23 protein-coding genes are annotated in these 23,561 nt (G+C 31.3%); all 23 read right to left on the bottom strand.

Going from position 1 to position 23,561, the window contains the following annotated elements:
- Window positions 1–6 precede the first annotated feature (6 nt).
- On the bottom strand, window positions 7–1,101 hold the full coding sequence (locus tag OB7_RS01915; protein WP_114702432.1) for a sodium ion-translocating decarboxylase subunit beta: 1,095 nt from the start codon (window positions 1,099–1,101) through the stop codon (window positions 7–9).
- A 136-nt stretch (window positions 1,102–1,237) separates the two neighbouring features.
- The gene (locus tag OB7_RS01910; RefSeq protein WP_114702372.1) at window positions 1,238–2,035 is read right to left on the bottom strand and encodes a DNA polymerase III subunit delta'; all 798 of its coding nucleotides are present in this window, start codon (window positions 2,033–2,035) and stop codon (window positions 1,238–1,240) included.
- Complete coding sequence (locus OB7_RS01905; protein ID WP_114702371.1) at window positions 2,023–2,691, bottom strand: energy-coupling factor ABC transporter ATP-binding protein; 669 nt, start codon at window positions 2,689–2,691, stop codon at window positions 2,023–2,025. The genes OB7_RS01910 and OB7_RS01905 overlap by 13 nt, the downstream gene beginning before the upstream one ends.
- 17 nt (window positions 2,692–2,708) lie before the next feature.
- Entirely contained in the window at window positions 2,709–3,467 is a 759-nt protein-coding gene (locus OB7_RS01900; RefSeq protein ID WP_114702370.1) for an SAM hydrolase/SAM-dependent halogenase family protein, read from the bottom strand.
- A gap of 9 nt (window positions 3,468–3,476) precedes the next feature.
- A complete protein-coding gene (locus tag OB7_RS01895; protein WP_114702369.1) occupies window positions 3,477–4,484 on the bottom strand; it encodes a 6-phosphofructokinase in 1,008 nt (335 codons plus the stop codon).
- A 6-nt stretch (window positions 4,485–4,490) separates the two neighbouring features.
- Window positions 4,491–6,437 (bottom strand): sodium-translocating pyrophosphatase, encoded by a 1,947-nt coding sequence (locus OB7_RS01890; RefSeq protein ID WP_114702368.1) that lies wholly within the window; start codon window positions 6,435–6,437, stop codon window positions 4,491–4,493.
- Between the two features lie 64 nt (window positions 6,438–6,501).
- Window positions 6,502–7,410: a protein translocase subunit SecF gene (secF, locus tag OB7_RS01885; RefSeq protein ID WP_114702367.1), complete on the bottom strand. Its 909-nt coding sequence runs from the start codon at window positions 7,408–7,410 to the stop codon at window positions 6,502–6,504.
- Window positions 7,407–8,840, bottom strand: a complete 1,434-nt coding sequence (secD, locus tag OB7_RS01880) for a protein translocase subunit SecD (RefSeq protein ID WP_114702366.1) — start codon at window positions 8,838–8,840, stop codon at window positions 7,407–7,409. The genes secF and secD overlap by 4 nt, the downstream gene beginning before the upstream one ends.
- Window positions 8,841–8,858: 18 nt before the next feature.
- The gene (gene yajC, locus OB7_RS01875; RefSeq protein WP_004103711.1) at window positions 8,859–9,251 is read right to left on the bottom strand and encodes a preprotein translocase subunit YajC; all 393 of its coding nucleotides are present in this window, start codon (window positions 9,249–9,251) and stop codon (window positions 8,859–8,861) included.
- An 18-nt stretch (window positions 9,252–9,269) separates the two neighbouring features.
- Window positions 9,270–10,085 (bottom strand): bifunctional 5,10-methylenetetrahydrofolate dehydrogenase/5,10-methenyltetrahydrofolate cyclohydrolase, encoded by an 816-nt coding sequence (locus tag OB7_RS01870; RefSeq protein WP_012579409.1) that lies wholly within the window; start codon window positions 10,083–10,085, stop codon window positions 9,270–9,272.
- 26 nt (window positions 10,086–10,111) lie between these two features.
- Window positions 10,112–10,462 carry a DRTGG domain-containing protein gene (locus tag OB7_RS01865; RefSeq protein ID WP_004103723.1) on the bottom strand — a complete coding sequence of 117 codons (351 nt, stop codon included), beginning with the start codon at window positions 10,460–10,462 and terminating at the stop codon, window positions 10,112–10,114.
- Window positions 10,462–11,148, bottom strand: a complete 687-nt coding sequence (gene thyX / locus OB7_RS01860) for an FAD-dependent thymidylate synthase (RefSeq protein ID WP_114702365.1) — start codon at window positions 11,146–11,148, stop codon at window positions 10,462–10,464. The genes OB7_RS01865 and thyX overlap by 1 nt, the downstream gene beginning before the upstream one ends.
- Window positions 11,126–11,788 carry a ribonuclease HII gene (locus OB7_RS01855; RefSeq protein ID WP_004103728.1) on the bottom strand — a complete coding sequence of 221 codons (663 nt, stop codon included), beginning with the start codon at window positions 11,786–11,788 and terminating at the stop codon, window positions 11,126–11,128. Before OB7_RS01855 ends, thyX begins: the two co-directional genes overlap by 23 nt.
- The gene (locus OB7_RS01850; protein WP_004103730.1) at window positions 11,788–12,264 is read right to left on the bottom strand and encodes a DUF3242 domain-containing protein; all 477 of its coding nucleotides are present in this window, start codon (window positions 12,262–12,264) and stop codon (window positions 11,788–11,790) included. Before OB7_RS01850 ends, OB7_RS01855 begins: the two co-directional genes overlap by 1 nt.
- Window positions 12,264–13,259 (bottom strand): lipase family alpha/beta hydrolase, encoded by a 996-nt coding sequence (locus tag OB7_RS01845; RefSeq protein ID WP_004103732.1) that lies wholly within the window; start codon window positions 13,257–13,259, stop codon window positions 12,264–12,266. Before OB7_RS01845 ends, OB7_RS01850 begins: the two co-directional genes overlap by 1 nt.
- The gene (locus OB7_RS01840; protein WP_114702364.1) at window positions 13,256–13,963 is read right to left on the bottom strand and encodes an NAD-dependent protein deacylase; all 708 of its coding nucleotides are present in this window, start codon (window positions 13,961–13,963) and stop codon (window positions 13,256–13,258) included. The genes OB7_RS01845 and OB7_RS01840 overlap by 4 nt, the downstream gene beginning before the upstream one ends.
- Window positions 13,926–14,474, bottom strand: coding sequence for a chromate transporter (locus tag OB7_RS01835; protein WP_114702363.1), 549 nt, complete (start codon window positions 14,472–14,474; stop codon window positions 13,926–13,928). The genes OB7_RS01840 and OB7_RS01835 overlap by 38 nt, the downstream gene beginning before the upstream one ends.
- On the bottom strand, window positions 14,455–14,724 hold the full coding sequence (locus OB7_RS01830; protein ID WP_114702362.1) for an exodeoxyribonuclease VII: 270 nt from the start codon (window positions 14,722–14,724) through the stop codon (window positions 14,455–14,457). The genes OB7_RS01835 and OB7_RS01830 overlap by 20 nt, the downstream gene beginning before the upstream one ends.
- Entirely contained in the window at window positions 14,696–16,141 is a 1,446-nt protein-coding gene (locus OB7_RS01825; RefSeq protein ID WP_114702361.1) for an exodeoxyribonuclease VII large subunit, read from the bottom strand. Before OB7_RS01825 ends, OB7_RS01830 begins: the two co-directional genes overlap by 29 nt.
- The gene (polA, locus tag OB7_RS01820) at window positions 16,141–18,819 is read right to left on the bottom strand and encodes a DNA polymerase I (RefSeq protein ID WP_114702360.1); all 2,679 of its coding nucleotides are present in this window, start codon (window positions 18,817–18,819) and stop codon (window positions 16,141–16,143) included. The genes OB7_RS01825 and polA overlap by 1 nt, the downstream gene beginning before the upstream one ends.
- A complete protein-coding gene (locus OB7_RS01815) occupies window positions 18,797–19,162 on the bottom strand; it encodes a carboxymuconolactone decarboxylase family protein (protein WP_114702359.1) in 366 nt (121 codons plus the stop codon). Before OB7_RS01815 ends, polA begins: the two co-directional genes overlap by 23 nt.
- Before the next feature lie 4 nt (window positions 19,163–19,166).
- Window positions 19,167–21,254 carry a cell division protein FtsA gene (locus OB7_RS01810; protein WP_012579420.1) on the bottom strand — a complete coding sequence of 696 codons (2,088 nt, stop codon included), beginning with the start codon at window positions 21,252–21,254 and terminating at the stop codon, window positions 19,167–19,169.
- Between the two features lie 5 nt (window positions 21,255–21,259).
- Window positions 21,260–23,557: an endonuclease MutS2 gene (locus tag OB7_RS01805; protein WP_114702358.1), complete on the bottom strand. Its 2,298-nt coding sequence runs from the start codon at window positions 23,555–23,557 to the stop codon at window positions 21,260–21,262.
- Between the last annotated feature and the right edge of the window lie 4 nt (window positions 23,558–23,561).

Below are 23,561 nucleotides of genomic sequence, written 5' to 3'. Positions count from 1 at the left end.
ACCACCTCACTTAATTAATGATAAGAATATTCCTGCGGCAACAGCTGAACCAATAACACCAGCAACATTTGGGCTCATTGCATGCATTAAAATAAAGTTTGTTGGATCTTCTTCTTGTGCAATTCTTTGCGCAACCCTTGCAGAATCTGGAACCGCGGATACTCCCGCTGCACCAATTAATGGATTTATTTTATCTTTCAAGAACAGGTTCATCAATTTTGCAAATAAAATTCCAAAAGTTATTGCAGTAACAAATGCTACCGCACCCATTCCAAATACTAAAAGAGATTTAGGTGTTAAGAAAATATCCGCTCTTGCAGATGCACCAACTGAAACACACAATAAAATTGTTACTGTGTCTAAAATATACCTACTTGCAGCTTCAACTAACCTCTTAACAACTCCAGCCTCTCTTAAAAGATTTCCAAACATAAGCATTCCTATCAATGGCAACGATTTTGGAATTATCAAAGCAACTATTATAGTTGTTACAATTGGAAATAGTACCCTTTCAGTTTTTGTTACTTTTCTAGGTGGTTTCATTCTTATTCTTCTTTCTTCCTTGGTTGTAAGCATTTTTGAAACCATAGGTTGTAAGACAGGAATTAGTGCTATATATGAATATGCCGAAATTGCAATTATTGATAATAGTTCTGGTGCAAATTTAGAAGTAATATATATTGAGGTAGGTCCATCTGCCCCACCTATAATCCCTATTGAAGCAGCTTGCTTTAGACTAAAACCAAAAAATTTAGCTAAAAGAAATGTTATAAATATCCCCATCTGTGCCGCTCCACCAAGGAAAATTGTAATTGGATAAGAAAGCATAAATGAAAAGTCTGTTAATGCACCTATACCTAAAAATATCAATGGAGGGTAAATTCCCAGGACCAAGCCCTGTTGCAAATACCAGAGCACACCACCAGGTGAAGTTTCTGTAGGAGGATTTAAAATACCAGTCACATCAGGAGGTACATTTGCAAGAATAATTCCAAAAGCTATAGGTATTAATAACAATGGTTCAGCATCTTTTGCTATTGCTATGTATATTAAAACGCCAGCAACAGCAAACATAACTATATTACCAATCGTTAAATTCATAAACGCCGTACTTTGAAAAAAGCCATTAGTGATTCTAACAAGTCCAACTCCTCCTTTATTTTTATTTCTACTCTTATTATATATCACTATCTAAAATAATGAAAGAAATATTAACCTCCATTATTCTTAAAAATTTTCATTCTTGCTTTATAGCATCATTTAAGCTCAACAATATAAAGTAATACGTAAGTTCATAATTATAATTTGCAACTTTTGAAGATAATATTGAAGATAATACCTTTGCAAATTTATAATCACAACTAAATTCTTCGCATATCCATAGTGCTATTTTAGATAATACTTTTAAAAAATTAAAATCTTTTATACTTGATAAACTAGCAACAAAGTTATTAATCTTCTTAGCATCTTCCAAGTTTTCTTTTATTTTTAAGTAAAGTGAATAGTAATAACTAGGACTTTCTTCAAAATTTTCAATTTCAACTATTTTTAAATTATTTGCCTTTATTTCATCTACTTTATCTGGAAACTCAATTGCTAGTTTTTTTAATATAAAATCCTGTAATCCTAATAAAATATCTTTTGGAACACTTACATAATACTTCTGCAATCTACTTCTAATAGTTGGATATAATGCTTTCCAATTAGTAGTTGTAAGAACTATGATTGAATACGATGGTGGTTCTTCTAACGTTTTTAACAAAGCATTTTCGGCTTCTGGCAGCATTTTTTCTGCATTAAAAATAACTACAATCTTTTTTCCCTTATCGGATGAAAATGATAAAAACTCTTGAATATTTCTGACATGATCTATCTTAATATTATTTTCATCAATCATTAAATATCTTTGTATATCATAATTAGTAACATCTAAAACTGCTTGCATTACTTTATCATTAACATATCTTTTATTTTCACCAACAATGGCTATAGAATTTCCAGAATTATTCTCAATTAATTTTCTTATTTTCTCCATATTGCTCCACCTTCTTCATAGTACTCTCTTAAAACTTTTTCTAACGCTGCTCCATCATATTTTACAAGACCATCTTTCATTAAAATTATTCGATCCGCTATATCATAAAAAATTTCTACATGATGTGTTGCAAGTATTATACCAATACCAGTTTTTTTTAATTGCTCAATTAATCTTTTAATAATCATTCTATCGTACTTATCCAACATTGCAGTTGGCTCATCAAGTAGCAAAAATTTTGGCCTCATAGCTAAAATAGAAGAAATTGCAAGCTTTTGTTTCTGACCTCCGGATAAACTATATGGATCAAAATCTTTATAATTTAATAATCCGGTAGTCTTCAACGTTTCTAAAGCTCTTTTTTCAATTTCTTCTCTTTCAAGCCCTATATTTTCAAGTCCAAAAATTACATCTTCCCACACTGTACTGCCAACAATTTGCGTTTCAGGATTTTGAAAAACATAACCAGTTGCCATATAAAATGGCTTACCATCGCTAGATATTATTTCACCTTTAAAATTTACTACACCCGCAAGGGCTTTTAAAAAAGTCGTTTTCCCACTGCCGTTATGACCTAATAATAAAACTAATTCATTGTTTTTGAATTTTATATTTATGGGACCAATTATTTTCTTATTTGTATAAAATACTTCCAAATTATTAACTATTAATTCTATAATATCAACTCCAATAAATCTCCCGTATTGAACTTTAATATATCATTTGCTCTATATTGATTTGCGGCAATTTCAACATATCCAGTACTATCATTATGTAAAAGTAATTGTCCTTTTTCAACTTCAGAATAATAATTTGCTATAGGAATTTCTATTCTCTTTCTGTTTTTAACTATTGTAACTTTTTCAAAATCTTTTATCCAATCATAAGGAATATTTGTTTCAATATTTCCAAATTTATCAATATAAGCAATTTCTCCTCGAATATTATTTCCAGATCTTTTTGGTTTAATATATGGAAGAGTTCCATAGTTATACAATTGATCTCCAAGTTGTTCAAATTTTCCTAGGTGAATGTATGCAGCCGCTGGAGAAAAAATATCTCTTCCATGAAAGGTTTGAGAGTCTCCATAATAAAATTCTTTATTATTAAGCTCTCTTATCTCTATTGGTTTTTCAATTTCAAAGGCAAGTGTGAATATACCATTATCTGGTCCTACAAAGTAATAGTTCTCAGTTTTAGCTGCTATGGCCTTTCTAGAACTTCCTACACCATAATCAACCACACATAGGAAAATACTTCCCTTTGGAAAATGAATAAAAGAGCGCGAGAGGATGTACATTGCCTCTCGCACATTAAATGATGAAATATCGTGAGTTAGATCTACTACTTCTACATTGGCAATTTTTCGCATAACCCCTTTACAAATTCCAACATAATGAGATGAACCCCAATCAGTCATAAACACAATCATATTATCACCTTAATAAAATAACTTGGTTAACTCCTTTAAATAATAATCTACAGGTCTATAATTTAACATTGTTTCTGAATAAGGAATTTCAGTAATAGAAAATCCTTTTACACCAACTGCTTGATAAACTTTTCCCATTTTTATCATTTCTATTGCATGTGCAGCCATCTGAGTTGCAATAATCCTATCCATTGCGGCTGGAGATCCACCCCTTTGTAAATAACCAAGATTAGTATATCTCCATTCAATTCCAAACTTTTCTTTTAATTTTTTTTCAATATACTTTCCAATAATTTCTGATGAGCTTAACTTCTCAAATCCATCGCACTCTTTTTTTATCTCTTCAGGTAATTCAACTCCGGATTCCACTACTATTAATGAAAATCTTTTTTTACCTTCATATCTTCTCTTTATAATTTCAATAAGTTCTTCAAAGTTTGGTTTTTCGGTAGAGGTAATTATATAGTCAGCTCCACCTGAAAGTCCTCCAATTGTAGCAATCCAACCACCAGGCTTTCCCATTGTCTCTACTATCATAACCCTATGATGTGATTCAGCTGTAGAATGAAGAACATCCAATGCATTTTTAACATGCTCAACCGCAGTAAAAAATCCTATAGAAAAATCAGTAAATGCCAGATCATTGTCAATCGTTGCGGGTACCAAAACTGAAGGAACTCCTATTTTCATCAAATTTATTGCTGCTTTTGCTCCAAGTCTTCCACCTAAAATTAGCAATGATGAAATCCCATACTGTTCAACTTTTTCCTTAACTTTTTCCACATCCTCCTCAGGAACATATAGTGATGTTCCAAGCATAGTTCCGCCTTGATGTAATATGTTCGATACGTTAGGCCTTAATAAAACTTCTAAATCATCTCTCAATAACCCTTCAAACCCATCTTTTATTCCCATAACTTCAATATTTAGATCTAATCCTTTAACTACAGCTGAACGTATTGCTGCATTTATACCTGGGGAATCATTTCCTACACATAATACACCTACACGTCTCATATATTACTACCCCCTTACAATTGTCATTAATACTATTGATGTAATAGCCATCAATTTTATCAATATATTAATCGAAGGTCCAGAAGTATCTTTATATGGATCTCCTACTGTATCTCCAACCACTGTCGCTTTATGCGCAAAGGAACCTTTACCTCCAAAATGTCCCTCTTCAACAAATTTCTTTGCATTATCCCATGCTCCTCCAGAATTAGCCATGAATATTGCTAACATAACTCCAGAAACTGTAGCTCCAATTAATAATCCACCAACACCTATTGGACCAAAAAGAAAATATAGTAATGTTGGTGAAAGAATAGCTAATACTGCAGGTAGCACCATTTTCTTTAATGCACCTTTAGTTGCAATTTGTATACATTTTTGATAATCTGGTGTAGATTCACCACTTAATATTCCAGGAATTTCTTTTATTTGACGTCTAATTTCCTCAACCATATCATCAGCAGCATCACCAACAGCATGCATAGTTAATGCCGAAAAGAAGAATGGCAACATTCCGCCAATTAAAGCACCTAAAAATAGATATGGATTACTCAAATCTACTGAGCTAACGTTTGATATTGCGCTAAAGTTAGCAAATAATGCAAGTGCAGTAAGTGCTGCTGAACCAATTGCAAAACCTTTACCCATAGCTGCAGTCGTATTACCAACAGCATCAAGAGAATCTGTAATCTCCCTGACTTTAGGATCCAATCCTGCCATTTGTGCTATTCCGCCAGCATTATCCGCAATTGGCCCGTAAGCATCCACAGATAAGCTTATACCTAAAGTAGAAAGCATACCAACACCCGAAAGTGCAACACCAAAAAGCCCTAAAATTTTATATGATAGTACAACTGCAAGTGCTATTAACAAAGTTATAATAAACGTTGACTCCATCCCGAGTGCAGTTCCACTAATTATTACATTTGCAGGGCCCATAGTTGATGTTTTTGCAAGATTTTCAACCTTTTTTCCTGAAGTATACCACTCTGTAATTAAACCTATTAATAACCCAACAAAAACTCCAAAAAAGACTACGTAAAAGATATTTAACCAATTTACTAAATAACTATATACAAATGTTGCTGTAAGTGTTAAAACGCCAGCAAAAATCGTTCCAAATCTCAAAGTTTTTGCAGGATCAGCAGATTTTTTTGCACTCAATAAAGTTGTAACTATTCCAACAAGTGAAGATAATAATCCAAAAATTACAACAAAAACAACTGAAATAAAGCCTTTCTCTCCAAAAAATAAACTTCCAAGAACAATTGCAGAAAAAATAGATCCTACATATGACTCATACAAATCAGCACCCATTCCAGCAACATCACCAACGTTATCTCCAACATTATCAGCAATAACTGCTGGATTTCTAGGATCATCTTCTGGAAGATTCGCTTCGGTTTTTCCAACAATATCTGCTCCTACATCAGCTGCTTTAGTATAAATTCCTCCACCAACTCTTGCAAACAGTGCAACAAATGATGCACCTAAAGAATAATAACTAATTAATTCAATGTCTTTTGTAACATAATATGTCAAAGCAAGCCCTAAAATTCCAAGTGTGGATACGGTTAATCCCATAACGGCTCCGCCAGAAAATGAAACACTTAAAGCTTCACCTAAGCTTTTTGTTGCAGCCCAAGCAGTTCTTGCATTTGCTCTTGTAGCAATAGCCATACCAAAATAACCTGCCAAAACGGAAAAGGCTGAACCTATAAGTAATGCAATGCTTGCCTTAATACCGACTATAAAATAGAAAAATATAGCTAGAGCAAAAATAACTGGAAAAAATACTTTGTATTCTTGCAGTAGGAAGGACTTTGCACCTTTTTGAATAATCTCTGATAGCTGAGTTGTCCTCTCATTCCCTGAGGATTTTTCCAAGATTTTAAAAGCAAGAATCAAAATAAAAACAACTGAAATTGCTCCAGTTATTAAAAAATAAACCAAAATCTCACCCCTTTAGATAAAGTTGAGGGCCTCAAAAAAGCCCTCAATTTAACTTATTTTTTATTCACTTTTTTATCCATCTTATCACAATTGGACTTGCTATATATAGGGATGAATACGTTCCAACTATAGTACCGATTGTCATACCGAACGCAAATGGTTTTATACTATTTCCAGAGAACAACAATAGTATAAATATTACTATGAAAGTTGTCAAGGATGTATTTATAGTTCTCTTAATAACTTGATTAATACTATTATTTACCAATGTTTCAATAGTACTTCCACGTGACCTTCTTAAATTCTCCCTGATTCTATCGTAAACAACTATAGTATCGTTCAAAGAATAACCTATTAAGGTTAAAATAGCTGCCACTGCCGCAACATTTAATTCATAGTTAAAGAATGAATAAAATCCTAAAGTTATTACAACATCATGTATCAATGCAACTACAGCACCTACACCAAAAACAAACTGGAACCTTAAAGTTATGTAAATTAAAAGCGCAAGTAATGTAAATACAATTGCTTTCCAAGTAAGATTCTTAATCTCTTGCGCTGCATAACCACTTGTTTCGTTAAATCCAATTACCTCTGCTGTATAATTATTATTCTTGAATGCTTCAACTATTTTTTGGCTAAGTACAGATTTTTCTTCTCCAGAGTAAACTTTTAATTCTCCATTTTCATCCTTTGGTGAAACTACAATTGAAAACTTAGAAATTCCTTTTGGATCATCAACACTTTTTATTTGGGTAATTCTGGCATTTTCAAATTCAGGTGCCAGGTCCTTTATTAATTGTCTAACATCTGATTCACTAACTTCTGCATTTACTTTTAAAATTATTTCCGAACCACCTAAAAATTCAACACCATAGTTAAAACCTTTAGTAAAAATACTTATCAGAGATGCCACTACTAAAATTAGCGAAATTACTATAAATATTTTTCTTTTTCCAACGAAATCAATCATGCCCTGGCACCTCCCTTGCTAGCACCTTTAACTTTAATTGCTCCAGAGAATAATTCAAGGAAAAATCTTGAAACAACAAGGTTAACAAACAAACTACCAAGAACACCAATAATTAAAGTTATAGCAAAGCCTTTTACTGTCCCTGTACCAAAATAATATAAGAACAAACCAGCTATAATTGTAGTTAAATTAGCATCAAACAAAGTTATAAATGATTTTGAAAATGCAGTTGAAATTGCTGCTTTTACAGAACTTCCTCTTCTGATTTCTTCCTTAATTCTTTCATAAATAATTATATTTCCATCAACAGTAGTACCAATTGTCAAAATAATACCTGCAATTCCAGGTAATGTAAGTATTGAACCAGTTGCAGCTAAAATTCCAAGTAATAAGAAAGTATTATATAAAAGTGCAATATCAGCTACAATCCCCATTACTCCATAGAATATTATCATGTAGATTAAAACTAATATAATTCCAATTATACCTGCCTTGAGAGAAGCTGAAACAATATCTGCTCCTAAAAGAGGTGCAACCCATCCAGATGAAACCTTTTCAAGTCTTGCTGGTAGTGCACCACTTTTTAATATTGCAGCAAGTTGTTTTGCTTCATCAAGTGTAAAATTACCTTTAATTAAAGCACTTCCATCTGTAATTTTTGCAGTAACAAACCCAGCAAATTGCACTCTATCATCCAAAACTATCGCAAGTCTTTTTTTCAAAGCTTGCTGGTATGCTACACCACCTTGGTTAATTAAGTCTTCTGGAACATATAATTTTTCCGTAATTCTTTTAAAAACGTCTGCATACTGCTTATCCAATTTGAATGTTACAACATAACCTGCAACATTGTTTCTATCAACTTGTGGAATTGCTTCTACTATTTTTGGAGAAACAAGTTTCAAATTGGAAATATTTGCTATTTCCTTTTTTACCAAGTACCAAGTTTTACCCTCTCTATCAAGTAGCCATTCTGCTTTTTCCCTTTTTGCTTCATTTACAAGATTTGGATCAATTTTTGGATCTGATGTTGTAGAGTCAATAACTTGACCAAACCAAAGAAGTCCTGTAGAACCTATCAACTGTTCTGCACGTGCCGTATCAGTGGCTCCAGGAATTTCTACAATTATAAATGTATTTTCCTCACGAAATGTTTGTTTTACAATCGCTTCTGTATAGTTTGCCATATCAAGTCTGTTTCTTAAAACGGTCCAAACATCTTCTGCCACTTGTGAAGGATTCTCAACCGATTTATCAATATCTACTTTATACTCGATTCTGGCTCCACCACTTATGTCAAGTCCGAGTTTTATTCTACTAAAAAGACTTGCAAGTCCCTTGTATCCTTCACTTGTTGGCCAGAGCAGCGAAAGAAAAGCAAGTGCGATAACGATTAGTGTAATAATTCCCCTAACTTTGTTATCTTTCATCTCATTACCTCCCCTGGCTTATTCTTTATTGTCTTCTTTACTAGATTTAGAATTTTCTTCTGTTTTATCTTTATTTTTCAAAACTTTTGAAATATATACTTTTGCTACTTCAAGTTCTGTAGTATTACTTGTCTTTATTTTCAAAGTATCTTTTTTTACATCGATAACTTTTCCAACAATACCACCCGAGGTTATAATTGTATCTCCTCTCTTAATTTCAGAAATCATCTTTTTAAATTCTTTTTCACGCTTTCTTTGTGGTAAAATTACCAAAAAATACATCATTACAAAAAAGATCAATAAAAGAAACAACATTTGAAATAATCCACCTGCAGCGCTTGGGGCAGCGGCTGTTGCACCACCTGTACTTGCTGATGGATCAGGTACACCTGAATAAACAATATTTGCCATAGAAACACCTCCTGTATTTTAAAAATTCATTTTTTCTGCTGATTTTACAACATGTTCCATTAATAATGCAGTAGTTATCCTACCAACACCTCCTGGAACAGGTGTAACTTTTGCAATTTCAGATACATCTTCCTTCACATCTCCTACTATTTTCCCATCAACCACATTTATTCCAACATCGATAACAATTGAATCAGATTTTACCATTTCCTTTGTTACAAGTCTTGCTTTTCCAGCAGCTGCAACAATAATATCAGCGTTTCTCGTAATTTCTGGAAGATTTCTTGTCTTTGTATGACATACAGTCACTGTTGCGCTTCTATCTCTTCTTAAAAGCATTGTTGCTAAAGGTTTTCCAACAGTTGTACTTCTTCCAATAATTACAACATTTTTACCCGTAATTTCTGTAACATTTTCTAAAATCTTTACTACCGCTTCAGCAGTACATGGAGCAAAAAACTCATTTCCATACATTAACATTCCAAGATTATACGGATGCCTTCCCTCAATATCTTTTTCAGGAGACAGATTTTCAAAAACCAACATTTCATCTAATTCAGGTAAAGGATGAGTTACAAAAATCCCATTAACACTTTTATCTTCAGATAATTTCCTCAATTTTTCTAACACTTCAATTGAATTAGAAGCCTCAAAAATTTCGTAATCTAGCCCAAACCTTTTTGCCGCTTTCTCCTGACTTTTCAAATAACTTATTGTTGAAGGATCTGGCTTATAAGTTACCGCAACCAATTTTGGTACTTTTTTTAATTTAGACATGCGGTCCATGATTAAATTTTTAATTTCAGAATATAATGGCTTAACATCAATTAACAATTTGCTCATCCCCCTTGAGTACTGTTTTAAAATTTATTTATTGGTTTAAGACCATGCTTATACAAAATACCACAGGTTTCAAACATACCATATTTTGTAAGGATCAAACTTATACCGTTTAATTCTGCTATTTTTATAGTTTCAGGCATTATCTCTCTATTTCTGACAATAATTACCGCTGGTATTCCTACAACACTTGCAGTTCTTACACATTGAGGACTTGCGAGCCCTGTTACAAGTAGTGAACCTTCCTCACCAAATGCTAACACATCACTCATTAAATCCGATGCAGCAACTTTTTCAACTTCAATATTTTCTATTCCATTATCAACAATTACTTTAGCATTTAAAAGATTTATAATCTCTTTTAATTTCATTATTCCCCCCCTTTTAGCAAATCACCTTTATACGCAAACTTTAAAAATGCTTCAAAAGTCCAAGGACATTTTTCTTTAAAAATATTTGCAATATTCAACGCATATTGCTGTATTTCCCACTGAGCATGAGAATCTGCTCTTAGATTTAAAAAGTTCATCAAGCTTCTTGCATTAACAGTCCAATAAAATTGTGTATACGAAGACATTGGAAGAACAATTCTTGCCATTTCTCTTGCTACACCCATTTCTAAAAGCTCTTTATACACTTTATATGAATTTTCTATTGAAGATTCTATTAAATCTAAAGCCTTTTGTTTTAACTGCTCGTCATCAACTCTTATAGCTTTTTGTTTATCCTCAACTACGTTTTTTCTTACATGGTCCGGGATATAAAATTCATCCTTAAGTTCTGTATACCTTAAGCTTGCTTCATTAAAAGATCCAATCCTATGCCTAAACCATTGCCTTGCTACAAAAATAGGCGCTTTTACATGAAATGTAAAAACTATATGCTCAAATGGTGTTTCATGCCCATGTTCCATAAGATAAAATATAAGATTTCTATCTTTTTCAGGTGTCTTTATACCTTTTCCATAAGAAACACGCGCAGCTTTAACAGCTGCATAATCATCTCCCATCATATCCACAAGCCTTAAAAATCCCTTATCTAGTATCTTGTATTCCAAAAAGAGGCACCTCCATTTTGCTAATTATTTTTTTATACCTTTCTTCATCTATCATACCACTTTTATACCATTCTTCAAGTTGAGTTATACTTAATAATTCCATAACAGGTTTATAAGTTAATCTATGCAATGGAGTCAACCCATGTTCTTTAATTAATTTTAAATGAAGTTGCGTTGGATAACCTTTATGCTTCTCTAACATATAACTTGAAAACTTTTTTGCATATGAAACAATTATCCTATCTCTAACAACTTTAGCTAATATTGATGCAGCAGAAATTTCCTTTACTAATGAATCGCCTTTCACAATACATTTGAAAGGAAATTTCAAATTTAAATTTTTTCCATCAACAAATGCTATATCAAAATCAATTTTTTTCTTTAATCTTTCTAAAGCTCTGTCCATTGCAATTTCTGTAGCATGCAAAATATTAAACTTATCAATCTCATCAGCAGTTGCAATAGAAATTGCAAAATAGCTTTTTTTAATTATTTCCAAAAACAACTTTTCACGTTTTCTACTAGTAAGTTTTTTAGAATCATCTAGTCCATCAATTTCTTCATTTAAAATTACTGCAGCTGCTACAACAGGGCCAAATAATGGACCTCTTCCTGCCTCATCGACACCTGCAACTATCATCATTGAATCATCCCATACACTTTATTTATATATTCAAAGAATTCTTTAGAATTATTCCCTGTTATTACAAACAACCAATTTCCTTTCCACCATGTAATAACATTAAGGTCTTCAAACTTTGTTTGCAAATACCCTCTATCAAATAAACTAAATTTAAAATAATTGATTTTCAAAACACTTCCAAATGTCTTTATCAATCTATTCCAATCATTTTTAGTAAGTTTTTCATCTTCATATTTAAATACGTAAAACATTCCATCAAAATTTTTAAATACTCCATACATTCCTCTATTTAGCTGCACACCATACAAAGAATTTATCTCTCCTGTCTCAACCAAATGATATTCAAAGCTATCTAATAAACTAATTGCACTTTTTAATGAAAAACTACCAGGCAAAGAAGGTGTTTTAATCATTAAAGTACAGCTAAATGCTATTAATAACACCAAAACTACTGCTACTAAAAGTTTTCCCATTAAACTCCCTCCCCAATAAAACCAAAGAACTCAGCTGCCTTTTCTATTATATCACGCCTCATTGCAAGGTCTGCATGATTTGCACCATAAAATATAAAATTAATATCACTATCTTGAGTTGCACTAAAAACTGGAACCATTCCGTCATTTTCTAAAAAAATTGAATCCTCAGGATAAATATTATCCACAATATACTTTAAAAAATATAGTCCTGTAAAATATATTGGATTTGATTTTAAAATATCATCAATACTCTCAACACTAACTTCTAATTTCCCAACAAAATTTACTCTTTTTACATAATCAGGAATAGGAGGAAATTTTTTACCAAAAATTAAATATTTATAATTTGGTGCTAAAATATAACCATTAAAAAAATTTGCAAGTAAAAGCGCTCTCTTTATAAGCTCTACTTTTGGTGTTGTGAAAAAATTCAAAATACTAGTCTTTAAAAATATTAATTGTGCTAGTGGACTTCCAATATGCGGTGTACCTGCAAAAATTGCCATTTTTACCTTCCTTGAAAACTCTTTATTTTGAAGAGCATATCTTAGTAAAATCCCACCCATGCTGTGTGCATAAACATAAATTTCTTTAAAAGAATCTGTCAATTCAATCAGCTTTTTAGCACAATATTGTAAATCTACCGAAAGTGATGGATAAAGAAAAAAATATATACCAACATCATCTGGCATTATTTCTTTAAAAGTATCAATCATGTTTTTTTTATAAAACCCCAACTTCTCATCTACCTCTTTGGGAGCTATCCCATGTATCAAAATCAGCTTTTTTCTACCTTCTCTAACGGTAATCAATTCAGGTTCAAATGGAAAATAATCTTTAACTTCCACCTCATCATATTCAAAAAACGGTTTAATTTTTATGCCTAAACTTCTAAAAACCACAACACCGCTTAATTTATAACTATATAACGGAATAGATAAGAGCACCGTTGAAAGCTCTAGTAAAAATAAGACTAATAATAATCTTTTCAATCAACAACCTCCTCAAAATATTTAGCAATTTTTTCAAATGTTTCAACTATATCATCATATATGATAATGTCTGCATAATCATCTAACGGTGTCTTACCTTTATTTATTATCACTAAAGTCTTATTTTGTTTTTTAGCATAAATTGGCAAATACGCAGCAGGATAAACTTGAAGTGAGCTTCCAACTACAATTAAAGTGCTTGAATTATCTATCAAAGCGTAAGATTCTTCTAAATATCTTACACTTTCTGAAAAAAATACAATATCTGGCCTTATTAATCCACCACACTCACAAATATAACCATCAAAAATATTTTTTGATTGTTTTCCACACCTTGTACAGTAAAATCTTGTAGCATTTCCATGTAGTTCCAATACATTTTTTGAGCCTGCTTTGTAATGAAGATTATCAATATTTTGAGTTATAACACCATTTATATAACCATTTTTTTCAAGATTTGCAAGAAACATATGAGCAAAATTTGGCTTTGCATCATACATTTTTGGAAATTCTTTGCATACAAAATCGTAAAAAGCAGAAGGATTTTCAAAGAAAAATTGAAGATCAAAAATTTTCTCTCCATATTTTTGATACAGTCCATCTTTACTTCTAAAATCTGGTATTCCACTCTTTGTGCTTATACCAGCTCCTGTCAAAACTACAATATTACCATTTTTTATTATCCTTATTAATTCTTTTAACATAATAAAAACTCCCCACTAAAAAAATAAATATATATATTGAAAATTTTCTAAAAAATACCGCAAAAAGGACTGAGGATAACAATATAATAACTTTTAAAAGATTCCACTTTTGAATTTTCATTATAGAATATAAAACACCAAGAACCAGACCTATTATAGAAGCATAAACTCCCTCAAAAAAACCATGTAATTGGGCTGAATATTTTCCAATTATACTTCCTGCTAATATAATTATTGACACAGGAGGGATCAACACACCTAAAACAGAAAGCAATATCCCACTAAATCCAATTACTTGCTCGCCTATTAATATAGCTAAATTTATAGCTATTGGCCCTGGCATTGATTGTGCAAAAGATAAAATTTCTGCAAATTTTTCCTCATCGATATACTTGGAAAATTTTCTTTTTAAAACTGGAACCATAGCATAACCACCTCCCAAAGTAAAAAGGGAGGTTATAAAGAATTTTCCAAACAATTCAAAACTTTTTTTAAAACAATTCTTCTTCATTTTCTTGTTCTAACCTCTCTAAAAACTCCATATATTTTTTATCTATTTCCTCTTTCTCCTTTTTAAAATTTATAAGCTTTTTTCTTGCAACTGCAAGTAAATCAACTGCTTTTCCATACAACTTTATTGCAACTTCAATATCAACATCATTTTTATGAAAATAATTCTTTACAATCTCTATTTTTTCAACTAATTCATTAAAATCCAATTTTTCCATATCTTCAACTTCTAAAGAGAGTATGTCCTCCATAAAGCTCCTCCTTTTTTACTTTTTTCTCTGCTACAACCTTAGTTTTTACTTTTCCGTCCTTCAAATATAAATCCAACTTATCACCTATTTTCATCTGTCTAATGCTTTTTACAAAATGTCCACTTTTCATAACCAATGCCCCACCAAATAAAAGTGGTGCAAATTCTTCTCGTTTTAAAAGCTCCTGAAATGTTTCATTAAGCATTGTCTCTTTATTTGAAAGTAAAATTGATATATCTTTTTCAAGTATTTTTTCAAAATTTTCAACACTGTCCTTTTTGGATTTCAACTTATTTTCAAGAGAATTAGACATAAACCTTAAAAAATCTTCAGATAGTCTCTGAGATGAATCATTTATTTTGTAACTAACAAAATTTTCAATCTTTTCATAAGTTTCATCCAGATCTTTTACTATCTTTATAAAATCGCTTCCTATAACTTTCTTCATATAATCTATCAGACCCAATTCTACCGTTCTCTCATAGATTTTAAAAACATTAGAAAGTAAAATCCTTAAGTCATTATAACTATCATCCAATTTTTTCACATTATCTTCTATTTGCTTTGATATAGCTCTTGCAACTTCTGTCGGAGTAGCAAATCTCTTCCAGGCAACATAATCTGGAATTGTAAAATCTCTTTCATGACCTATGCCCGATAAAATTGGACAATACTCATTAAACTTTGCAATTTCTATTCCAAGTGACAAATCATCAAAATACATCAGATCGCTTCTTGCACCACCGCCACGAGCAATAACAACAACATCATAGTCTATATTCGATTTTCTTATACGATTAAGCGCTAAAATAATACCAGATGCAGTCTGTGCCCCTTGCATAGGTGATTCATAAAGGTGAACAATAGGGCGGTACAAATAATGAACTGTCAAGTTTTTTAAAAAATCTTCGTAACCCGCTGCACTTTTAGATGTTATAATAGCAATCTTTTTTATTGGTGGCAATTCAGAAAGATCATGCTTTTCTTTCATTAATAAATTTCTAACCTCAAGCTCTTTCAATATTTCTTTTCTTCTTTTTTCAATCTCAGATTCTCCCATCGGAGCTATTGTATCTGCATAGAAGGTAAAACTCATTCTATCTCTGAAAAAAGAAAGTCTCCCTTGAAAAATCCATTTTTTCCCAACAAGTTCCTTAACATTAGAAACTTTTATAACTTCCAAAATTTTTGGTGCAAGATATCTAGGTACATACACAGTAATTTCAATATTTCTTGTTCCATTCTTTGCAGTATAAGGTTGTGAAACATCAATATACAAACCTGTAGAATGGTTATTGGCTCTAACAACATCTGCATAAAACCTAAAGGTCTCACTTGTAAGACCCGTCAATTCTATTTTTTTTGTAACATATTCATTTAATTCTATTAGATCTTTAAATTCCTTTACCCCAGCCATTATTCCCACTCTTTTCCATAATAAACATCTACTTTTAAAGGAACGTCTAGCTTAACTGCATTTTCCATCTCATCTCTTACTAAATCTTTTACAATCTCCAGTTCATTATCGGGCACTTCAAAAACTAACTCGTCATGAACCTGCAATATCATTTTTGAACGTAGATTTTCCTTCTTCAATCTATTATGAATATTAATCATAGCTATCTTTATTATATCAGCTGCTGTTCCTTGAATTGGAGTGTTTACAGCTATTCTTTCTCCTTCTTGAACTCTATTACCATTTTTCGATCTTAACTGTGGAATATATCTGCGCCTTCCAAAAAGCGTTGTAACATAACCTTTTTTCCTTGCTTCATCTTTCATCCTTTTTAAATATTCAAAAACTCCTTTATAGTATCTAAAATAGTTATCTATTATTTTTTTAGTCTCTGAAACACTAAGACCAATTCTCTTTGAAAGACCATAAGGTGAAACTCCATAAATAATTGCAAAATTTACCATCTTTCCAACTCTTCTCATTTGTTCACTAACAAACATCTCTGAAACACCAAAAATTTTGGCAGCAGTAATTGTATGAATATCTAAATCTTCTTTAAATGCTTTAAGTAGATTTTCATCTTTACTTACATGCGCTAAAACCCTTAGTTCTATCTGAGAATAGTCAGCACCTAAAATCCACCAATCTTGTCTTTGAGGTCTTACTGCTTTTCTTATTTCTTTTCCTTCTTCGCTTCTTGTTGGAAGATTTTGCAAATTTGGATTTGAACTACTTAATCTTCCAGTAGAAGTTCCTGTTTGATGAAAAGTAGTATGGACCCTGTTTGTTTTTCGATTAATAGATAACGGTATTGAATCAATATATGTACTTTTTAATTTTTGATACTTTCGATACTCCAGCAACAATTTTGCAATTTCATGTTCTTTTGAAAGTTCTTCTAAAACTTCCGCATTAGTTGAAAACTTACCAGTCGCTGTTTTTTTGTAAGGAGCAATATTTAATTTTTCAAATAGTATATATGCTACTTGAGTTGAAGAGTTTAAATTGAAAGTTTCACCAGCTATCTCAAAAACTTTTTCCTTAATTCCATCCATTTTTTCTTGATATTTTTTTGATAATTCTTTTAAATATTCCTCATCAAAATACACTCCATTTAGTTCCATTTCTGAAAGAACATCAATTAAGGGCATCTCAATTTCGTAAAACAACTTTTCCATCTCATTTTCATATATCTTCCTACCAAGCTTTCTAAATATTCTGTATGTCACATCGGCATCTTCACAGGAATACTCAACGGCTCTTTCTAGTGGAACATACGAAAAGTCATTTCCAAACAATGGTACATTTTCATTTACTAATTCATCAAACGAGATCATTTTATAACCTAAATATTTTAAGGATAGCTCTTCAAGATTAAAACGTTTTTCATCTGGATTTAAAAGATAGGCTGCAATCATCGTATCAAAATGCGGAACATTTGGAGAAAAACCCATGCTTTTAAAAATCTCATAGTCAAATTTTAAATTCTGACCAACGATATTATAATCCTTCTCTTGCAAAATTTGTTTTAGAAATTTATCTATTAAACTTTTGGAAATATTCTTAGCTCCAAAATGAGACACCGGAATATAATACGCCTTCCCTTCCATTGTGGAAATAGAGATCCCAACCAGTTTAGCTTCAAATGGATCAAGTGAAGTTGTTTCCGTATCAATTGAAAAAGTTTTGTATTTTTCTATCTCTTCTGCAAGTTTTTTCAATTTATCTTCATTATCTACCAGTATATATTCCTTTTCTAATTTTTCTTGTAAATTTAACTCCTTAATTATAGATGAAAATTCGTACTTTTTTAATACCTTTAAAAGCTTATCTGGATTATACCCTCTATAAATTATTTCATCTTTTTCCACATCCATTGGTACATCATATATCAACTCCACAAGTTCTATACTTTTTTGCAAATCTTCCTTTGAATCTTCCAAAAGCCTTCTTAATTTTTCCGTCAAAAGGTTAATATTTTTTAATACATTTTCCAAGCTATTATATTTTTTCAAAAGCGAAACAGCTGTTTTCTTTCCTATTCCTTTAACTCCTGGGATATTATCAATCTGATCACCGACAAGAGATAAATAATCTTTGAATTGTTCTGGGTAGATTCCATATTTTTCAATCACTTTATTTCTATCGTACAATACCAAATCTGTTATTCCTCTTTCTACTCTCCAAACAAAAACCTTATCAGAAACAAGTTGTAAAAGATCTTTATCTCCAGTTATTATGTTTACCTTTTCAAAATCACTTTCAAATTTTTTAGAAAGCGTAGCAATAATGTCATCAGCTTCAAAGCCTTCTATTTTTAAAACTTTTATTCCAAGAGCATCAACAAGTTCTTCTACATATGGAATTTGCTCTAAAAGTAAATCAGGCGTTGATGGCCTATTTGCTTTATATGTTTCAAGAATATCCTTTCTTTTTTTGCTACCACCTTTTGAATCTAAAACAAAAACACAAGCATCTTTTCCAATACTGATATGTTCTTTTAAAAATTTTATAAGCATTTTAGTAAGTCCGTATACAGCATTAGTGTGTAAACCAGACGAAGTTTGAAGAGATTGATCTATAGCATAAAATGCTCTGTATACTAATCCAGTTCCATCAAATAGAAACATCTTTCCCATTTTTTTGCATCTCCCTGATATCCTCAAGCAATTTAACAGCACGTCTTAAATGAGGAATTACTATTGAACCTCCAACTATCAATGCCACATCAAAAGTTTCAAAAAATTCTTCATCACTAACTCCAAGTTGTGCACACCTTATCATATGATAAGTAATACAATCATCACACCTTAAAACCATTGAAGCAACAAGTCCCATTAATTCCTTTGTTTTCTCATCTAATGCACCCTTTTTGTAAACATTTCCATCTAAGTTAAAAAACCTCTTAGTATTTAAAGTCCCTTCTTCAAGAATTCTTTCATTCATTTTTTCTCTAAATTTTTTGAATTCTTCAAGATTCATACTTTCACCCCTTCAATTCATATGTAAAAATTACTTCATCTCCATCTTGCAACGGTTCTGTAAAGAATGCAGTTTGACCATTTTTTAAAAGTTGATACGACTTTATTTTCTTTAAATCAACATCAAGATATGCAAATATATCAGCTACTATTATTGAACTATCTTCAGGGGTTGTTGAATATATCTTATCACCATTTTTTATCTCATACTCTTTACTAACAATTACTCCATTTACCTCATAAAGCAGCGAATCTTTTTCAAGGATAACCTCTTTACCATTCAAATTTATTTTTACCCTTTTTATTTCTCCTTGTGTTATATCAGCAATTTTCAAAGGTTTTTTTTCTAATACAACCCTCAATTTCTCACCAGGATTAACTTGATTTTTATCTGAAAGCTGCAAATCACCCTTGTATATTTTCACAATTCCTTGCTTTCTTTCAAAATATACATCATTAAAGAAAAACTCTACATTTGCAAGATTTTTCTCCAAATTTTCCCTTATGGTTCCAACAAACACTGGATCATAATTTATAATATCCCCATCATTCAATTCAACATTTTCATTTACTATATTGCCGTTTAAATTTACTGGTGGATAATAATACTCAATTTTACTTCCAAAATCTAGTTCAATTGGTGGTACAACGTCATACAACCTATATTTTTTTCCAGAATTTTGAGAAGGTTTACCAACAAAAATTCTATCACCGTGTTTTACTTTATCTCTTAAACTTGCTTTTTTGCCATTTATAAATATCGGTGCTGGTTTTGGAAGCTCTCCTTTTAATATTTTCATTTTCCCATTTACCTCAAGCACAATTGACTCCGATGGCTTACCAATTAGTTCTGAAAGAGAATATCCACATTGTAACAAAACGTCACTTAATGTATGGCCACCAGAAAATCCAACAAGTTGAATTGGTTCATCATTAACAAAAACTTGTTCAAAAATCGTCCCACTTCTTGTAAGCGCGGTATATGCAATACCTAAAGGTGTAACAAATTCACTTCCCTCAATTATCCCTGTGTTATCAATAATATTTAAATTCTTTGCATTTTTTAAAGATATGTTATCGAGTTCTATTCCCAATTTTTCTGACAAAGATTCTACAAAACCTGGTACCTTTGCGCCACCTCCAACTACCATTACAACTTGAGGAGCTTGACCATTTAACCTTAAAATTTCTTCTGCAACTTTATCAGTAATATTTTGAACTACCGGAGAAACTAATTTTTTCAGTTCATCTCTTGTTATTTCTTTTTCTTTATCTAAAATATTTCTATATAATTTCTTATCGTCATTACTACTACTTGAAAGCCACCTCTTTAATTCTTCTGCTGTTGAAAAATCAACAAGCAAAGTCTTAGTAATTGCCTCTGTAATTTCATCACCTGCAAGTGGAACCATACCATATGCGACAATTGTCCCCTCTTTGGATATTGCAATATCACTAGTTCCTGCTCCAACATCAACAAGCGCAATGTTTAAAATCCTTAAATCTTCAGGAACTGTAACATTTATAGCAGCAATAGGTTCCAATGTCATGTGAGTCATTACAAGATCTACTTTTCTTAAAACTGAAATCATTGCATCAACAACTTGAATCGGTAAAAATGCTGTTACTACCTGTAAACTTGCCTTTTTACCACGCAACCCCCTTATGTTCTTAAGCCAATTTCCATCCAATTCATACCTTATAACAGAATATCCTACACAGTACATATTTTCCGACTGGATATTTTGAACTGCATTATCCACCGCAGATAATTCTAACCTTGTTACAACTTCATCATTTATTTCGTTAACTTGAGATATATCTTCTTCATACTCTCCTATTGCAGTTTGAAGAAATCTTCCTGCAAGCGCAACTGCTACTTTTTCCAATTTTACATCATTTCTTTTCTCAAGTTCTTCTTTTACTTTTTTTACAACTCTTGCAACTTTATCTACATCATGAATTTGACCATCGAGCATAGCTCTATGTTCATGCTCTTTTATAACCACATCATGAATTACTATTTTTTCATCTTCCAAAGTTGCTAAAATTCCAGCGATTTTTCTCGTTCCTACATCCAAAGCAAAAATCAAGCTTACTACACCTCCACAACAGTTACACCTACTCCACCTTCACTTGGCCTACCAAAGCGGTAACTTTTCACCCTTTTATCATTTCTAAGAAAATTCCAGATATTTGACGCAAGACTTCCTGTTCCTTTTCCATGGATAATATATCCACTTGAAAAGTCTGATAAAACAAGATCGTCTATAAATTTATCAATTACTTCTAACGCCTCTTCAACTGTCATTCCACGCAAATCAATTTCATTACTTTTCAAAGGACTAAATGATACCAAATGAATTGATTCACTAACTTCATTAGTTTGTTTATTATCTTGAACGTCTACCTGTACAAGTTTATTCTTTTTAACTTCTATCTTTAATCCATTAAAATCAACCAAGAATTTATTTTCTCCTCTTTTTTCTATAACTTTTCCAACCGTTGTTCCGTCTTTTAATCTTACATACTTTCCAACATCAATTTCTCCTTCAACTTCAGGATATTTCATCGTTTCAATTTTGCTATCAATTTCTTGTATAGTATTTTCTTTCTCTTCTATATTTTTAAGTCTCTTCTTTATTAAACTTTCATTTTTAGTTTTAGCGGAAAACAGTGCATTTTGAAGTTCCTTTTTTGCATTTCTAAATTCTTTATACATTTCTCTAAGTTCTTTATCTAATTCCTCTATTTTTTTCATCTTTAAAACATTGTATTTTCTCTCATATTCTTTCCTCAATCGTTCATATTCATCTAACGTCTTTTCAAGTTCGAATTTTTTGCTCTCAAGTTCGCTTACTTTTGAATTTAACCCTTTGATCAAGTTTTCAATCTTTAAATGATCTTTTGAAATATGCTTCTTTGCTTGCTCAATAATCTCTTTAGGAAGGCCCAACCTTTCAGATATTTCAAATGCATGTGAAGCTCCCGGAGTGTTTAATAATAGCCTATAAGTTGGTCTTAATGTCTCAAGATCAAATTCCATCGATGCTGTAATAATATCATCTCTTTCCATAGCAAAAAGTTTAACGTTGGTAAGGTGAGTTGTAATAACAAATCTTATATTTTTCTCAATCAAATATTCAATTATTGAAATAGCAAGTGCACTACCTTCAAACGGATCAGTTCCAGAACCAAGCTCATCTATAATTACCAAAGAATTTTCATCAGCATTTTTTATCGCATCAATAATCCTTACCATATGAGACGAAAAAGTACTTAAATTTTCAACTACGTCTTGAGAATCACCAATATCCAAATACAATTTAAAATCAGGAATTCTTGTACCGTGATCTGCCAAAATAGGCATCGCATGTTGTGCCATAAAGATAAAAAGAGCTATGGTTTTTAATGTAACTGTTTTTCCACCAGTATTTGGTCCAGTAATTATTAACCCCTTTTTGTCCACTGGTAAATCAATTGAAATGGGAACAACTTTATCCTTTGGAATTAAAGGATGTCTTGCATTAACAAGTTTTAAATACTGTCCATCAGGTTTTACAACTATGGCTTTATTTTCATATGCATATTTTGCTCTTGCATACAACGAATCAAAAAATCCAACAATTTCAATATCATTCATTAAGTTACCATATCTATCATGAATTTTACTTGTTATTCCCCTTAAAATCTTATCTATTTCAATTTTTTCCTCACTAAGTAAAATTTCATATTTATCATTAAGAGTAATAAACTCCTTTGGTTCAAAAAATAAAGTTGCACCTGTATTAGAACTTCCGTGTACAATACCTTCTAAATTCCCACGAGCACCGGATCTTATTAAAAATACATATCTACCATTTCTCTTTGTATACAATTGCTCTTGCAAATACTTGCTATTTTTCGAAATAAACTTTTCAATTCTTTGCTTTATTTCTAATTGATGCCTTTTTATTTCCTTTCTAATCACAGACAAATTTTTTGAAGCATTATCTTTTACATTTCCATCAGAATCAAAAATTCTGTCAATTTCCTCAATAATTGAAGAATAATTTCCCAATTTGGATAGATAATACGAAAGTTTATACCTTGAACTAGGTACTACTTTTTTTGCATCCTCAACAAACACTAAAAAATCTTTTATCTTAAATATCTCTTCCGGTAGTAAAACTGAATAACTTTTTGTTTTTTCAAGTATCTGTCTTATATCAACAAGCCTATGAAATACAGGTAACCCAAGGGTTACCTGTATTTCATATATTTCATTTAAGTATTCATACTCATCATCTTTGGGCTTATTTTCAACCAATCTTTTTAAATACTCTTGACCGTATGGAGAAAAAGTATATTTCAAAAAATCCTGAAAAACTCTGTCAAAATCAATATATTGTTTCATTGCA

This window comes from Thermosipho africanus Ob7, assembly GCF_003351105.1.
In the GTDB taxonomy this organism is placed as follows: domain Bacteria; phylum Thermotogota; class Thermotogae; order Thermotogales; family Fervidobacteriaceae; genus Thermosipho; species Thermosipho africanus.
This window is presented reverse-complemented; position numbering and strand designations above follow the sequence as displayed.

Excerpts from the sequence above, each read along its gene's own strand:
- OB7_RS01915 (WP_114702432.1), bottom strand. The coding sequence starts at position 1,101 with ATGAATTTAACGATTGGTAATATAGTTATGTTTGCTGTTGCTGGCGTT.
- OB7_RS01910 (WP_114702372.1), bottom strand. The coding sequence starts at position 2,035 with ATGGAGAAAATAAGAAAATTAATTGAGAATAATTCTGGAAATTCTATA.
- OB7_RS01900 (WP_114702370.1), bottom strand. The coding sequence starts at position 3,467 with ATGATTGTGTTTATGACTGATTGGGGTTCATCTCATTATGTTGGAATT.
- OB7_RS01895 (WP_114702369.1), bottom strand. The coding sequence starts at position 4,484 with ATGAGACGTGTAGGTGTATTATGTGTAGGAAATGATTCCCCAGGTATA.
- secF (WP_114702367.1), bottom strand. The coding sequence starts at position 7,410 with ATGATTGATTTCGTTGGAAAAAGAAAAATATTTATAGTAATTTCGCTA.
- secD (WP_114702366.1), bottom strand. The coding sequence starts at position 8,840 with ATGAAAGATAACAAAGTTAGGGGAATTATTACACTAATCGTTATCGCA.
- yajC (WP_004103711.1), bottom strand. The coding sequence starts at position 9,251 with ATGGCAAATATTGTTTATTCAGGTGTACCTGATCCATCAGCAAGTACA.
- OB7_RS01865 (WP_004103723.1), bottom strand. The coding sequence starts at position 10,462 with ATGAAATTAAAAGAGATTATAAATCTTTTAAATGCTAAAGTAATTGTT.
- OB7_RS01855 (WP_004103728.1), bottom strand. The coding sequence starts at position 11,788 with ATGATAGTTGCAGGTGTCGATGAGGCAGGAAGAGGTCCATTATTTGGC.
- OB7_RS01850 (WP_004103730.1), bottom strand. The coding sequence starts at position 12,264 with ATGGGAAAACTTTTAGTAGCAGTAGTTTTGGTGTTATTAATAGCATTT.
- OB7_RS01840 (WP_114702364.1), bottom strand. The coding sequence starts at position 13,963 with ATGTTAAAAGAATTAATAAGGATAATAAAAAATGGTAATATTGTAGTT.
- OB7_RS01835 (WP_114702363.1), bottom strand. The coding sequence starts at position 14,474 with ATGAAGAAGAATTGTTTTAAAAAAAGTTTTGAATTGTTTGGAAAATTC.
- OB7_RS01830 (WP_114702362.1), bottom strand. The coding sequence starts at position 14,724 with ATGGAGGACATACTCTCTTTAGAAGTTGAAGATATGGAAAAATTGGAT.
- OB7_RS01825 (WP_114702361.1), bottom strand. The coding sequence starts at position 16,141 with ATGGCTGGGGTAAAGGAATTTAAAGATCTAATAGAATTAAATGAATAT.
- polA (WP_114702360.1), bottom strand. The coding sequence starts at position 18,819 with ATGGGAAAGATGTTTCTATTTGATGGAACTGGATTAGTATACAGAGCA.
- OB7_RS01815 (WP_114702359.1), bottom strand. The coding sequence starts at position 19,162 with ATGAATCTTGAAGAATTCAAAAAATTTAGAGAAAAAATGAATGAAAGA.
- OB7_RS01805 (WP_114702358.1), bottom strand. The coding sequence starts at position 23,557 with ATGAAACAATATATTGATTTTGACAGAGTTTTTCAGGATTTTTTGAAA.